We start from the raw sequence: 14,331 nt of genomic DNA, 5'->3' as shown, positions 1-14,331 counted from the left end.
TTGTATCTGTCTACTCAAATACTGCCAGCAATTCATCCAGGCTTTTCACTTGCTTGAGGTGTGCATGAGTGAATGTATCCACTACTTCATGTTGCCACATTACTTCGAAAGGAACATGTATCCCGTATCCGCCTAAGGATAAAACGGGTTGAATATCCGATTTCAAAGAATTGCCGACCATTACAAATTCAGAAGGAGTGATTTGCAGGATATTCAATAACCGGAGATATTCTTTCTCCGTTTTATCGGACATCACCTCTATATGGTCGAAATAAGAAGCTAAACCGGAACGTTCCAATTTATTTTCTTGATCCAGCAAATCACCCTTAGTGGCAACTACCAGTTTATATTTCCCTTGTTCTTTTAAAGCTTTGAGAGTTTCCTTTACTCCCGGCAATAATTCAATGGCATTTCTAATAATGACTTTCCCAAAGCAATGATTTGTTGAATAGTATCGGCCGAAATCTTTTGTTCACTAATATACAAGGCTGTTTCAACCATAGAAATAGTGAAAGCCTTGGCGCCATATCCGAGAATTTTCAGATTATTCATTTCCGTTTGAAATAATGCGGCTGAAATTTCTTTTGGCGTACCATAAGGCTCCAACAGGCGGACATATTGCTTTTCTACTTTCTGAAAAAAGGGTTCATTGCTCCACAGAGTGTCGTCAGCATCAAAGGCTATCACTTTAATAAGTTCTTTCATTGATTCTTGGTGTGATTAATAGTGATTTTTCCGATATATAGTTTTCTTATTAATGTTGCAAAGTTAAAAGAAAAAGATGAATATAGATACGAATCTTGTTTTTAGCGCCGAATCCCGATTTAATTTCATAGAAATATCTATCTTTGTTACTCGTTTTTTTAGTTTGAACTTTAATTGAATGTACAACGATGAAAATAGGAGATAAAGTACGCTTCCTCAGTGAGGTAGGCGGTGGAATTGTAACAGGATTCAAAGGTAAGGATTTTGTTTTGGTTGAAGATGCGGATGGGTTCGATATTCCTATGCCGATACGTGAGTGTGTAGTGATTGAAACAGATGACTATAATATAAAACATAAGTCGAGCACATCGGCTCCGAAACCGCAAGAACCTGTGAAACCGTCAAAACCGGAAATGCCCGTTATACAACGTCAGCCGGAAGTGCGCGGGGGAGATACCTTGAATGTGTTTCTTGCCTATGTACCCGAAGATGCAAAGGCAATGATGACCACTCCCTTTGAGACTTATTTGGTAAATGATAGTAATTACTATTTGTATTATACTTATCTGAGTGCGGAAGGAAAAGCCTGGAAGACCCGTTCGCATGGTCTGGTAGAACCCAATACAAAATTGCTGTTGGAAGAATTCACGAAGGATATATTGAATGAAATGGAGCGGGTAGCCGTTCAACTAATCGCATTCAAAGATGGTAAGACTGCGGCCCTCAAACCGGCTGTCAGCGTGGAGATACGGATTGATACAGTGAAGTTCTATAAACTACATACATTCAGCAATTCCGATTTCTTTGAAGAACCTGCATTGATTTATGACATTGTGAAAGATGATATGCCCGCCAAGCAAGTCTATGTTTCGGCAGAAGAAATTCAAGTCGCTTTGTTGCAGAAGAAATCGACAGATAAACCGAAGTCACAACCTATTGTGAAGCCTAACCATGCGCAAGGTGGAAAGAATGGAATTGTTGAAATAGACCTTCACATTGATTCTTTATTGGATGATACGCAAGGGATGGGCAATACCGAAATATTAAACTATCAATTGGACAAGTTTCGCGAAGTAATGGCGAACTATAAGAATAAACGCGAACAGAAGATTGTATTCATTCATGGCAAGGGTGACGGAGTGCTTCGGAAAGCCATAGTTGATGAATTAAAACGGAAATACAGTAATTGCCGTTATCAGGACGCTTCTTTCCAGGAATATGGATTCGGGGCTACGATGGTGACTATAAAATAACACTTGTTGATTACATGCTGTTTTGCCGAATAAAAAAAGAAGGGTGGAAGTCGATAACCGGCTTCCACCCTTTCACTTTTGTGTATTAATCGTTTTTTACTTGTTCAATTCAATACCTTTGTTCATCAAGGTAATGTTCATCAAAGCAGCATACTTGGCATATTGTTCAGCACTGAGTGTCTGTCTCATCAGTTTTAAGTTACCATAAACAGCATTGCGCAATTTTGCTTCTTTATCTTTTTTTGCTGTTGTGGCTTTTGACATCTGTGTAGAGAAGTAATCGCAAATGTTTGCTACTTCTTCGCTTTGAGCAGAGTTCAGATTTAAATACTTACCTAGTTTACTTACATTGATGTTACCTTCCCATTTTGCAGTTGTAGGCTGATTTCCAGCTGCGAATGTTGTAGCAGCAAGGCAGAGCGCTGCCACTAATGTTAATCCTAAACGTTTCATAATACCTACTTTTTTAATTGTTATACCTAAAAACTATTCCTAAAAACAAATCTAATACCTATTGAAAATACTGTCTAAGCGCTTAGTTTTTTCTTTTTACCTATGCAAATATAGGAATATGTTTTATAACACAAAAATAAAGAAAAGGAAAAGATTCTATTAGGGTTGATTTCTTGATGTAAATCAAGAGATGATGTGCTTTTTGATACAAAAACACCTTTTTCTGAAACGTTTTTGTAATACGTGTGCGGAAACGTAAATGGAATTTTATTGCATTTTAGGATTTGTTGCTATTAAAATGATATTGAACAAAGGAATGTAACCAGGAAAGGAACACTGAAATCGACAACAAAACCATGAAAGATGGAAATGATTACAAATTCCTTTCCCGAGTATCGCGTAATGATAGGAAGAGTTGTATCCATAGTTGTAGCTCCACCAACGGAGATGGGGGCAAGTTTTCCGAAATACTTCACTAGCAGCGGGGCACATAGTAAAGCTATGATTTCACGCATGATATTGGAAAGTAATGCGATAGTTCCCAATTCCGGACCTTTGTATTCAGTGATAAAAATACTGGAGAGCGAATAATAACCGAATCCTGCTCCTACAGCCATACAGTCCAAAGCACCCCGCTGGCTCATAAAAACTCCGGCTACCGCACATCCCGCTAATGTACCGAGTATTGTCATGATAGGAAGAAACATAAGGCGTGGATTTAGTGAACGGAAACTTTTCAACGTGTTCGGGTCGTTACCGATACTGATACCTACACAGAACATCAGTCCGCAGAGGGCATAATAACTGAGTTTACTATCGGTGAAATCATACGGAATGAGATGATAAACTCCGCAGAGAGTACCGATAATGAAGAAAGAGACAATAATCAGACTACCTTTCATACTTCTGTCTCCTTTCCTCTATTCCTTATATATAATAGGTACCATAGCCCCCATGCACATAAGGTACTCCCTATGACAGCGGCTAGAGTGATGATGACAGCTTCCAGTCCGAGCGTGGGCAGTCCTTTGATGATGGTTTCGTTTCCGCCTACATCAATTCCGAGCAGGAATAGCAGTGTCCATATAAGGAAAGTAATGATTTTGTGTATCCATGTCAACCGTTTGCTGCGTAGAAGGTAGCCAATAAGCATACCGGTCAGCATGATTCCGATGATAATAAACATAGTTCGTACGTATTTTTGGTTGCAAAGATAATTGAAAATGTACGTTCCCGCCCTTCTTTGAAGTAAAATAAGTATTAAAGAACTGTTTGGTTGGAAATAATCGGATTTATTAATATATTTATTGCGGCAATTAATATCTTGTTTGATGCGGAGATTAAAACTATATCATCTGTTTTTTATCAGTACGTTAAAAATAAACGTTCCGCTATCTTTGTTGGCCTGTCTGCTCATATCAAAAGGCGATTGGACTATATATTTTGACGCCCTTCCGTATATGTTGGGCGGGGTAGGAATTATAACGAGCCTGCTTTACAAAGAAGTCATGGAGAAAGAAGCTTATTATTTTTATTATAATTCCGGTATTCCGAAAAGGAATTTGATAGTCTTTACATTTATTGTTTATTGGTTCATCCTTTGGATTATAAGATTATGCGTCATCAGCTTGAGATAGATAGTGTTATCAAAAACTTCGGCACCAGGCAGTTGCTGACAGATGTTTACCTGAAGATAAATACGGGTGACATTGTTGGACTGTTCGGCAGGAATGGTACGGGAAAGTCTGTGCTTATGCAAATCATTTTCGGGACAATGAGAGCCGACCGAAAATTTATCCGCTTGGATGAAAGTAAAATTCTTCCGGTTCCTTATCAGTCTCCCAAAGTAATTGCTTTTCTGCCACAGTGCGGTTATCTTCCCAGGCATCAGAAGATAAGGCAATTGGTAAGCTACTACCTGAACGAAAAGGAAGCAGACGACTTCTACAAAGACGATGAAGTGGCACAATCGTGCATGGAACGGCGCGTATCACAACTCTCCGGTGGAGAACGGCGCTATTTGGAATCTAAGTTGCTGCTATTTGGCAATACAAAGTTTGTGCTATTGGACGAACCGTTCGATTACCTCTCTTTCCATTTGGCGGATAAGTTGATAGAACAAATCAAAATACATTCCGCAGACAAAGGGATTGTTATTACTGACCATAACTATGAGAAAGTACTGGAAGTAGTAACCCGGCTCACTTTGATTCGGGACGGTGCACTGATGGAGCTTACCGATAAGCGGGGCTTGGTGGAGCAGGGCTATCTTTCCGGTATCTTTTAGTATTGGGCAGAGAAAGAGCTGATGTGAATAACTTTACTCACTTCTGTACTGACGCCTACAATTCCAACCCCTCCTTGTACATTACTGGGAAATTTTATCGGCTCATTTATGGTCTCATCGTAAGCATCCGTATCTATAAGATTGAGCGCTTTCAGATAATAATATTCTATTTCTGTGATACTTAACAGGCGGATAAACACATCTATATTTACATTAGAGCCATATTCGGGAAAGACTTCACTGTCTGTCTGATTATAAACAGTCATAATGTAGGACGTATCCTTAAATCGCGTATCATCGAATACACCATATATATTTTTAACAGTGTCGAACATGCCGTTATCTTCATCGTCACTGGTTGTGGGCTGCCCGTCGGTGAGCACGACATCTTCGCGACTTATAAAATTGTAGCGATGTGCCATTTGAGTAACAAACTCACCTGTTTCTTCGTTATAGCTTTTTACCAACATTTGCTTGTCGACTATGAGACGGTAGTAATTGTTTTCGTTGGGGCGGTCTTTGATGCTGATTTTGTACTGGAGATAATTCTGCGTATAATTGTATTGACTCAACGGAACGGTGAGTGTATCAATGTTTGCTATCTCATTAGGACGCTGTGGAACGGTGACTTCCGCCCACGCATGATATTGTCCGTCATCGGTACGGGCATCAATGCGTACAATATCTCCGGGAGTAAATTTGCTGGTAATATTGAAGCGGCATTGCATATCTTCCTCATGTTTAGGTGGTAGCGGGCGCAAACTTTCCGATAATTTTCCGTTAATATGTACTTCTACTGTAGCGTTTGTGACATGAGTTGCATTATTTCTTCCTGTAAAATTGAGGAAAAGAACATTTGTCAGACTGTCTGCATTAATCAAAGCATTCATAACCAGCTTGGGTGGATTATCCTTTATATTGAAAGGAAGTTCGTTTTCGCAGGATACTGCGGTCAGCAACGTGATTAACAGAATAAATGGATAATATATACGATTCTTCATGATTACTTTAGAATTTATATGTGTAAGTGAATGACGGAATTAATGGGAGTATGGTATATTTCTTGATAACAAGTTTATTATAATCTTTTTTGCTGGTGCTGCGATATACGAATGTCGGATTCATTGCATTATAAGCATTGTACAGGCTTATGTTCCAGGTACGCATACCATGCTTTGTTTTTTATTGAAATTGACACCTATATTTAAACGGTGACTGGCGGGTAATCGGTAGTTGTTACGATGCTCCACATAGGTTGCTTCTCCGATCGCAGGTGAATCATCATATTTAATTGGGTAGAAATAATTTCCATATCCACCACCGAAGTCACCACTCAAACCGCCATTGGGGTGAATAATAACCGTTTTTTCTTCAGGAATCGTACTGGTTCCTCCTGTATAAAACACCCACGAAGCACCAATATCAATGCGATCACTGAATTTATGGTTGACCGTCAGATTGATGTTATGGCGTCGATCATATTTGTATGGAAACCATTCACCATTATTTATACCGCCCTTGGCAAACTTGCGGTCGCTTTTAGATAAAGTATAAGACAGCCATCCGGTTGTTTTCCCAAGCGTCTTTTGAGCCATAAACTCAATACCTGCCGAGCGCCCTTTTCCCATTTCCACTTTATTCTCCCATCCTGAGGAAGAACCGAAAAAGCTGACACCGTCTTTGTACTCCAATACATTGCGCATATCTTTATAATATCCTTCCACCGAGAACTCCCAACCTTTGATTCCCGTATAGTATCCACCCAACGAATATTGGTGAGAACGCATCGGTTTGATTTTTTTAGTGACGGGAACCCATAAGTCCGTTGGCATGGCGATTGGCATTGATGATAATAGATGTACATATTGGCTCATTTGTGTATAAGAACCTTTCAAAGCTATGCTTTTACTCAACTGATAACGTGCGGAAACGCGCGGTTGCAAGGAAAAGTAGCTCTGTTTTTGTACATGAAACAAGGAAAAATGCAATCCAAGATTCAGACGCAGACGGCTGTTTACTTTTATATTATCTTCTACATAAGTCGATATTTCGTGAGCGTAAATCCTGCTGTTGGCTATATTGTTGTAGGTAGTGTCACGGTCTACCGTATTATCTGTCTTATCCGAAATTTTAGAAGTCATCACTTCCGGGCGGAAACGATGATAGATATATCCCGTACCGAATTTAACATGATGTACAGGAGTCGGATTATAATCGAAATCTATCTGATAACTCCAGTCATTAATTCCTGAACGGTAATCAGCCGAATATCGGTTGGTAATTGTTGTTCCCTTATTGGTTGAATATTGGTTGTTGGTATAAGAATTTATATCAAACAAATAGTTGTTGTAAGAAATCGTTGTATTACTGAACAAACGATTGTTGAAAATATAATTCCATCTGGCGGAAATGATTGTATTTCCCCAGTTCATTTTACTTCCATCCTTGAGGTCAGTATTCCCGTCAAAATTGGCCGCAAAATGATCTTTTCCATTGTAAGCACTTAGATATAAACGGCTACGGTCGGAAAACTTATGATTGATTTTGGCATTGATGTCGTAAAAATAATAACTGTATTTTTCGTTATCGGGCATGAATGGTTTGGCTAGCAAATCAAGATATGAGCGTCGGGCAGAGATATTAAAGGACGTTTTTCCTTTCACAATCGGGCCTTCCAAATTGAACTTACTGGTCAATAATCCGATACTAAGCGTACCGTGATATTTCTGCATATCTCCATCATTGGTACGAACATCAATCACTGAAGAAAGCCGGCCGCCAAAGCGTGCCGGAAAAGAACTTTTGAATAATGTTACTTTCTTGACTGCTTCGGGAGTGAAAACAGAGAAGAAGCCAAACATATGATCTACATTATATACCGGAACTCCGTCCAGCAAGATAAGATTTTGGTCGGGACTACCGCCGCGTATATACAATCCCGCAGAACCATCCACACCTGCCTGCACTCCGGGCATGAGTTGGATGGCTTTCATCACATCGGCTTCTCCCAATATACTCGGAGTACTTTTAATTTGTGTCATCGGAATTTCGATAGACCCCATCTGCGTAGCCATAGCTCCCGCTTCCGCCCTGTCCGAGACGATAACAACTTCCTGCAATTGCGTATTCCCTTGCATACGGATATCCATCAATGTATCCTTCGAGAGTGTGAACTGACGAGTCTCCGTAGCATAGCCCAAATAAGAGAAACGCAAGCTGGTTTCTCCTTCGGGCAGGGTGATGCTGTAAAAACCGTAAGGATTGGTAGTAGTTCCCTGATTCTGATGACTCTCAAAGATATTTGTTCCAATCAACGTCTCGGAGGACGTTCCGTCAGTGACATATCCGCTGATAGTAAACTTGCGGCTTACGCTTTTAATCTTTTTCTTTTTTTGCAGCAGGATGTAGCGACCGGAAAACTGGTAACTGACCGCTTCATTCTTGAATACAAGATCAAGTATCTCGTGCAGAGGCTTTTCTTTAACTTTCAGGTTGATTTTATGTTTGATACTGATTTCTTCGCTGTATATGAAAGAGTAACCGGTTGAGTTTTCAATCATTTTGGTGAACTCTTTCAATGTAGCGTTTCGTAGTGTCAGTGTGAGCCGGGCGTTTGCATTTTGTGCGTAGGCCCGAGTGGTGATAAGGAGCACCATACCTATCAGAACAATCGTTCTGACAGGCAGGTGTCCTTGATGAATAGTTCTCATTTTAAGTCTGGTTTAGCAGTAATAATAATCTGTTTATCGTTTTGTGAATAGTCGAAATAACCGGCATTGTGTAATACAGACAGAATCGTTTTCAAATCCTCCCCATTGCGGAATCGGGCTGTAATCCGGTAATCCTGCAAAGCCGTGTCGGATATGCGGATACTTGCCCCGAATGAATTGGATAGTTCGCGGACAATTTCCTGCAAAGGCAAATCATCGAATATAAACTCTCCGTGCCGCCAGGAGATTTCATCTTTCGCATTTTCCAGGGCTTTGCGGGTGAGCTTTTGCTCTACCTTATTATATATAGCAATTTCATTCGGCTTTAATACCATGCGGACAGAGTTGTTTTTATTGCTGACAGCCACCGAACCTGTTAATAACGTTGTTCTCACATCAGGATTGTCACGATAGGCATCCACATTGAAATGAGTTCCCAATACCTGAACGTCAATCATCTCAGTCTGCACAATAAACGGATGCTTCTTGTCCTTACTTACTTCAAAGTAGGCTTCTCCATTCAGATCCACTTCCCGGTTGCCCGATTTGAACTTCTCCGGATAAGAAATCGAAGAATAATGATTTAGGGTGACGGTGCTACCATCAGGGAGATGAACTGTCCGTGTTTCCGCCAATGTTGAAACCGTCTCTATCGAGACAGGCTGCATATATAAATAAACTGTCCATGCCGATAGGCAGAGTAGAAGTACTGCCGCTGCTGCCGAGAATGTACGTATCAGGGTCAGCCGCCGGGTATGGGACTTCAGCCTTTTCTCTAACTCCGGATAGCCGGCTGCTGCAGAAAAACGTCCTCGTGGTGAACGCGTGGAAGCAATAAGCTTGTTCAGTATTTCTTCTAATTCCCTATCGGTGTATTTCATTTCTTTTTCTGTATTACTTCATTTATTATTTCCGTTTCAACAGAATTGACAGTTTGCTGATTCCGCTTTCTTTCCATTGAGGAATACAGGATATGATAAAATTCTGTTTCTTTAGAACCATCCGGTTCGGGTATATCTTTACGGTAGTCGTAACTGATTTCTTTCCCGCTTTGATGGTCACTTTGTTCTCTGTCAGCTTCATAACCTCTGCTTGTCCCGATGGCACAGGTGGAATGGAAAGTTGTACTGTCCGGTCTTCTTTGGACTTGTCCGTTGCGATAATTTTAATCTGTAACTCGCTTTCCGCTTTACCGCTCTCACATTCCACTGTTTTGGCGGTTTCTTCGAACCCTACATAGTCTTTAGGGAAATTGTCATTGTCGTTGCTGCATGAATACAGGCTCAGGCACATGGATAATAGAACAAAGACCCCAATGTTTGCGTCATTAAACTTTTTCATCATTTCTGTCTTTTTAGTTATTAATCGGGTTATTTGCTGATAAAGACAGAAGGTTGACAGAAACTCCCTACGCTCTTTGTGCGAATAAATGTTAATCTATCTCGGCCCGGCTAATCATCTCCTTCAGGCGTGTTATTGCTTTTTGTAGCTGGGCATCTACTGTGTTTATGCTGATACCCAATTCTTCCGCTACCTGCGCATAACTCTGTTTATCTTCGCGGATACGAATGAATATCTCCCTGCAACGTTCGGGAAGCCGGTCAAGTGCCTTCACATAGAGGGCAAACAGTTCTTCGCTGATTAATGATTCTTCCGGAGAGTAACTTTGTTCCTGCGGTTCGGGAAGGGAATCGGCATGAATAAACGTATGTTTGGATTCTTTCTCTAAATAATTGAGTGAAGCATTTTTGACCAGGATAAAGCAATAATCTTCAATATTTCTCACATCGAGTAGCGTAACGCGCTGTTTCCAAAGTTTCAGGAACACATCGAGTACGATTTCCTGCGACCATTCTTCTTGCTTTGCATAGTAGTAAGCAATGCGGAAAAGGCGGTCGTATGTCATGTCGTAAAAGTTCCGGAACGCAGTTTGCGAATCCAGTTCCTTCATTTGCCGTAATAACTTTCTTACTTCTGATTCGGTCATCGGCTTGCCGTTTGTTTTATTAATCTACCCAAAGCAAATCACTCATTATACTGTCGGAAATGAAAATACCTTCACGAGTCAGACGCAAGGCGCCATCGTGTACTTCCAGTTTTCCATTTTCCAGATAAGGTGCAGCCATCTTCCGGCAATATTCCCATAACTCATGGCCGAATGTCTGTTGCAGCTTTTCTATGGGAGTGCCCCATACGGTACGTATCGTAGTGATGATAAATTCATTATAGCGGGTAACCTGATCCAAGTGCTCGATTTCAAAAGCACGTTGGTTTTCCTCTATACCTTTTATATATAGGTCGATGGAGGAAACATTCCATTCCCGTGTCATTCCGTCGAAAGAATGTGCCGATGGACCACAGCCCAGGTAGGAGATACCCTGCCAATACGAAGTGTTGTGGCGGGAGTATTTACCGGGGCGGCAGAAATTAGAAATTTCATAATGCTCGAACCCTGCTTTCTGCAAATGCTCTATCAGTAACGTAAAGAACTCCAGGCTTGAATCTTCATCCACTTCGGATATCTGATGTTGTTTAAGCATCTTATATATAGGTGTATCCTCTTCGTAAATCAAATGATAGGCAGAGATGTGTTCCACATCCAGAGCGATAGCCTGTCGGAGATCATTTTCCCAACGTTCTTTTGTTTCGCCCGGCAGTCCGTATATAAGGTCAATGCTGATATTGCGGAACCCAGCTTGCCGGCATCTGCTGACGGCGTCAATGGCAGTGCGGGCATTATGGCGGCGTTTCAGTAACTTGAGCGTGTTGTCATCGAAAGTCTGTATCCCCATGCTTAGACGGTTGAACGGGAGAGAAGAAAGCATTTCCAGATATTCGGATGTCAGGTCGTCGGGATTGGCTTCCAAAGTGATTTCCTGGCAATGGTTCAGTCCATAATGTGTCCGGATGGTTTCAAATATCAGTTCAAAATCTTCCTTTTCCAGTTGCGACGGAGTTCCGCCACCGAAATAAACGGTTTCTATATCTTCTCCTTTCAGATATTCTTTCCGTATTTCCAACTCGCGGCAGAGTGCTTGTACGTAGCGTGATTTCAGTTCACTGCGTGTAGTTGAGTAAAAATCGCAATAGATGCAACGAGTCTTGCAGAAAGGGATGTGGAGATAAATACCTGCCATAGCTATGCCGTTTTGGATTTTGTGGCTGTAAAAGTAAGATTATTATCTGATATATCAAAAGACTGTTTACCAAATAACTTTCCTTCTGTACTATTGTGAACTAAGCGCTCTGCATTCGAGAAATATTTGTGTTATATAAACAAGTTGTCTGACACCCGGGTCTCAAGCATCCTGACACCCGGGTGTCAGGCATACCAACACCCGGGTGTCGGTACTACTGAGACCCGGGTGTCAGACAACCTGTTCATGCAGCCTGAAAATTAGTTGAGTGTATATCACTTCATTCGTTTCCGTAGCGAAATGAATACGGCCATTGAAAATACCTGAATAGCGTTAGAATTCAATTTATACTCAAGTAAAAAGGTTCACGATAAAGATGTGTTACATAACATTGTTTAGTAACACTACCGTAAGTGTTGCTTTTCCCCCAATTAATCCCTAATTTGCGCATCACAAAATTAATGGTATGTGAGAAACATACTGAGTAATTACTAAAATCTTATATATTATGAAGGTATATCAGACAAATGAAATCAAGAACATTGCCTTGTTGGGAAGTTCTGGCTCTGGGAAAACCACTCTCGTGGAAGCGATGCTTTTCGAGAGTGGTGTTATAAAACGTCGCGGTTCTGTTGCCGCTAAAAACACTGTTAGTGATTATTTCCCTGTTGAACAAGAGTATGGTTACTCCGTTTTCTCCACCGTTCTCCATGTAGAATGGAACAATAAAAAGCTTAATATCATTGACTGTCCGGGTTCGGACGACTTCGTAGGCAGTACAGTAACTGCATTAAACGTGACCGACACTGCAATTATCCTTCTCAATGGCCAATACGGCGTCGAAGTCGGTACACAAAATCATTTCCGATATACAGAAAAATTGAATAAGCCAGTTATTTTTCTAGTCAACCAGCTTGATAATGAAAAATGCGACTATGATAATATCCTTGAGCAATTAAAAGAAGCTTATGGCTCTAAAGTTGTTCCCATCCAATATCCTATCAGTACCGGTCCGGGCTTCAACGCTCTGATTGACGTGTTACTGATGAAGAAATATTCATGGAAACCCGAAGGCGGTGCTCCTATAATTGAGGATATTCCTGCTGAAGAAATGGAAAAGGCGATGGAAATGAACAAAGCCTTGATAGAAGCCGCTGCCGAAAATGATGAAGGCCTGATGGAGAAATTCTTCGAACAGGAATCCCTTTCGGAAGACGAAATGCGTGAAGGTATCCGCAAAGGTTTGATTGCCAGAGGTATGTTCCCGGTATTCTGTGTTTGTGGCGGTAAGGACATGGGGGTTCGCCGCTTGATGGAATTTCTGGGGAATGTTGTTCCTTTTGTATCAGAAATGCCGAAGGTACAGAATACGGATGGTAAGGAAGTGGCGCCGGACGTGAACGGCCCTGAATCTCTTTATTTCTTCAAGACAAGCGTGGAACCGCATATCGGTGAAGTATCTTATTTCAAAGTAATGAGCGGTAAAGTTCATGAAGGCGACGATTTGCTGAATGCTGACCGTGGCTCGAAAGAACGTATTGCGCAGATTTATGTAGTAGCCGGTGGTAATCGTGTGAAAGTGGAAGAATTGCGGGCCGGTGATATTGGCGCTGCCGTGAAACTGAAAGACGTAAAAACAGGTAATACGCTGAATGGCAAGGATTGCGATTATAAATTCAACTTTATCAAATATCCGAATTCCAAATATACGCGTGCCATCAAGCCGGTCAATGAAGCAGATGTAGAAAAGATGATGACCATCTTGAACCGTATGCGCGAAGAAGACCCGACATGGATCATCGAACAATCAAAGGAATTGAAACAGACTTTGGTACACGGACAGGGAGAATTCCATCTCCGTACATTGAAATGGCGTTTGGAAAACAATGAAAAACTCCAGGTAAAATACGAAGAGCCGAAGATTCCGTATCGTGAGACAATCACAAAACCGTCTCGTGCAGACTATCGTCATAAGAAACAATCCGGTGGTGCCGGCCAGTTCGGTGAAGTTCACCTGATTGTTGAACCTTATAAAGAAGGTATGCCTGTGCCCGATACTTACAAGTTCAACGGACAGGAATTTAAGATTACCGTAAGAGGTACGGAAGAAATCCCATTGGAATGGGGTGGTAAACTCGTGTTTATCAACAGTATCGTCGGCGGCTCTATCGACGCCCGTTTCTTGCCTGCTATTATGAAAGGTATCATGGCTCGTTTGGAGCAAGGCCCGTTGACAGGTTCGTATGCCCGTGATGTACGCGTGATCGTTTACGATGGTAAGATGCACCCGGTAGATTCTAATGAAATCTCCTTCATGCTTGCCGGACGTAATGCCTTCAGCGAAGCGTTCAAGAATGCAGGCCCGAAGATTTTGGAGCCGATTTATGATGTTGAAGTGTTTGTGCCATCCGATAGAATGGGAGATGTGATGGGTGACCTTCAAGGACGTCGCGCCATGATTATGGGTATGAGTAGCGAAAAAGGTTTCGAGAAACTGGTTGCTAAAGTACCTTTGAAAGAAATGTCTTCTTACTCGACAGCACTTAGTTCACTCACAGGCGGACGTGCTTCGTTTATCATGAAATTCTCTAGCTATGAGCTTGTTCCTGCAGATGTTCAGGATAAGTTAATTAAAGATTTTGAAGCTAAACAAACCGAAGAATAATTTGTAATTCTCTTAATACTGTTAAAATCGTCCTCTTTTTTAAGTAAAAGAGGACGGTTTTTGTTTAACTATGATTAATAAAGATGGAAAAACACAAGGAAAAGATTTAATTTTTTATTAA

The 14,331-nt window shown here is 41.1% G+C and carries 11 protein-coding genes and 2 pseudogenes; 3 read left to right on the top strand and 10 right to left on the bottom strand.

Annotation, left to right across the window (positions count from 1 at the left end):
• Nucleotides 1-10 precede the first annotated feature (10 nt).
• A pseudogene (locus HC965_RS22795) lies at nucleotides 11-705 on the bottom strand (HAD family hydrolase).
• A gap of 188 nt (nucleotides 706-893) precedes the next feature.
• Here HC965_RS22795 and HC965_RS22790 point away from each other — a divergent pair.
• Nucleotides 894-1,958 (top strand): DUF2027 domain-containing protein, encoded by a 1,065-nt coding sequence (locus tag HC965_RS22790; protein WP_191033629.1) that lies wholly within the window; start codon nucleotides 894-896, stop codon nucleotides 1,956-1,958.
• A gap of 96 nt (nucleotides 1,959-2,054) precedes the next feature.
• On the opposite strand, the gene HC965_RS22785 is transcribed toward HC965_RS22790, so the two are convergent.
• The 3 genes from HC965_RS22785 to HC965_RS22775 all read right to left on the bottom strand — a co-directional run bounded on the left by HC965_RS22785 (nucleotide 2,055) and on the right by HC965_RS22775 (nucleotide 3,597).
• Nucleotides 2,055-2,411, bottom strand: coding sequence for a hypothetical protein (locus HC965_RS22785; protein ID WP_044656705.1), 357 nt, complete (start codon nucleotides 2,409-2,411; stop codon nucleotides 2,055-2,057).
• A gap of 293 nt (nucleotides 2,412-2,704) precedes the next feature.
• Entirely contained in the window at nucleotides 2,705-3,313 is a 609-nt protein-coding gene (locus tag HC965_RS22780) for a lysine exporter LysO family protein (protein WP_191033628.1), read from the bottom strand.
• Nucleotides 3,310-3,597, bottom strand: coding sequence for a LysO family transporter (locus HC965_RS22775; RefSeq protein ID WP_191033627.1), 288 nt, complete (start codon nucleotides 3,595-3,597; stop codon nucleotides 3,310-3,312). Before HC965_RS22775 ends, HC965_RS22780 begins: the two co-directional genes overlap by 4 nt.
• A 429-nt stretch (nucleotides 3,598-4,026) precedes the next feature.
• On the opposite strand from HC965_RS22775, the gene HC965_RS22770 reads away from it, so the two are divergent.
• On the top strand, nucleotides 4,027-4,698 hold the full coding sequence (locus HC965_RS22770) for an ATP-binding cassette domain-containing protein (RefSeq protein ID WP_191033626.1): 672 nt from the start codon (nucleotides 4,027-4,029) through the stop codon (nucleotides 4,696-4,698).
• Here the strand turns inward: HC965_RS22770 and HC965_RS22765 are convergent.
• From HC965_RS22765 to hemW, 6 genes and pseudogenes are all read right to left on the bottom strand, one after another.
• Entirely contained in the window at nucleotides 4,695-5,699 is a 1,005-nt protein-coding gene (locus tag HC965_RS22765; protein ID WP_191033625.1) for a DUF4249 domain-containing protein, read from the bottom strand. The genes HC965_RS22770 and HC965_RS22765 overlap by 4 nt on opposite strands.
• 7 nt (nucleotides 5,700-5,706) lie before the next feature.
• A pseudogene (locus HC965_RS22760) lies at nucleotides 5,707-8,408 on the bottom strand (TonB-dependent receptor domain-containing protein).
• Nucleotides 8,405-9,289 carry a FecR family protein gene (locus tag HC965_RS22755; RefSeq protein ID WP_191033624.1) on the bottom strand — a complete coding sequence of 295 codons (885 nt, stop codon included), beginning with the start codon at nucleotides 9,287-9,289 and terminating at the stop codon, nucleotides 8,405-8,407. Before HC965_RS22755 ends, HC965_RS22760 begins: the two are co-directional and overlap by 4 nt.
• Nucleotides 9,290-9,314: 25 nt before the next feature.
• Nucleotides 9,315-9,749, bottom strand: a complete 435-nt coding sequence (locus tag HC965_RS22750; RefSeq protein WP_191033623.1) for a hypothetical protein — start codon at nucleotides 9,747-9,749, stop codon at nucleotides 9,315-9,317.
• A 91-nt stretch (nucleotides 9,750-9,840) separates the two neighbouring features.
• Entirely contained in the window at nucleotides 9,841-10,395 is a 555-nt protein-coding gene (locus tag HC965_RS22745; RefSeq protein WP_191033622.1) for an RNA polymerase sigma-70 factor, read from the bottom strand.
• Nucleotides 10,396-10,414: 19 nt separating this feature from the next.
• A complete protein-coding gene (gene hemW / locus HC965_RS22740) occupies nucleotides 10,415-11,545 on the bottom strand; it encodes a radical SAM family heme chaperone HemW (protein WP_191033621.1) in 1,131 nt (376 codons plus the stop codon).
• 508 nt (nucleotides 11,546-12,053) lie between these two features.
• Between hemW and HC965_RS22735 the strand changes: the two genes are divergently transcribed.
• Nucleotides 12,054-14,210 (top strand): translation factor GTPase family protein, encoded by a 2,157-nt coding sequence (locus tag HC965_RS22735; RefSeq protein WP_191033620.1) that lies wholly within the window; start codon nucleotides 12,054-12,056, stop codon nucleotides 14,208-14,210.
• The last annotated feature ends 121 nt before the right edge of the window (nucleotides 14,211-14,331 follow it).

This window comes from Bacteroides sp. GM023 (genome assembly GCF_014750685.1).
GTDB lineage: Bacteria > Bacteroidota > Bacteroidia > Bacteroidales > Bacteroidaceae > Bacteroides.
The sequence above is the reverse complement of the archived record's forward strand: the minus strand, read 5'-3'. Positions and strand labels throughout refer to the sequence as shown.

Bases quoted from the DNA above. Each gene is read 5' to 3' on its own strand.
- HC965_RS22790 (WP_191033629.1), top strand. From the start codon at position 894: ATGAAAATAGGAGATAAAGTACGCTTCCTCAGTGAGGTAGGCGGTGGA.
- HC965_RS22785 (WP_044656705.1), bottom strand. From the start codon at position 2,411: ATGAAACGTTTAGGATTAACATTAGTGGCAGCGCTCTGCCTTGCTGCT.
- HC965_RS22780 (WP_191033628.1), bottom strand. From the start codon at position 3,313: ATGAAAGGTAGTCTGATTATTGTCTCTTTCTTCATTATCGGTACTCTC.
- HC965_RS22775 (WP_191033627.1), bottom strand. From the start codon at position 3,597: ATGTTTATTATCATCGGAATCATGCTGACCGGTATGCTTATTGGCTAC.
- HC965_RS22770 (WP_191033626.1), top strand. From the start codon at position 4,027: ATGCGTCATCAGCTTGAGATAGATAGTGTTATCAAAAACTTCGGCACC.
- HC965_RS22765 (WP_191033625.1), bottom strand. From the start codon at position 5,699: ATGAAGAATCGTATATATTATCCATTTATTCTGTTAATCACGTTGCTG.
- HC965_RS22755 (WP_191033624.1), bottom strand. From the start codon at position 9,289: ATGAAATACACCGATAGGGAATTAGAAGAAATACTGAACAAGCTTATT.
- HC965_RS22750 (WP_191033623.1), bottom strand. From the start codon at position 9,749: ATGAAAAAGTTTAATGACGCAAACATTGGGGTCTTTGTTCTATTATCC.
- HC965_RS22745 (WP_191033622.1), bottom strand. From the start codon at position 10,395: ATGACCGAATCAGAAGTAAGAAAGTTATTACGGCAAATGAAGGAACTG.
- hemW (WP_191033621.1), bottom strand. From the start codon at position 11,545: ATGGCAGGTATTTATCTCCACATCCCTTTCTGCAAGACTCGTTGCATC.
- HC965_RS22735 (WP_191033620.1), top strand. From the start codon at position 12,054: ATGAAGGTATATCAGACAAATGAAATCAAGAACATTGCCTTGTTGGGA.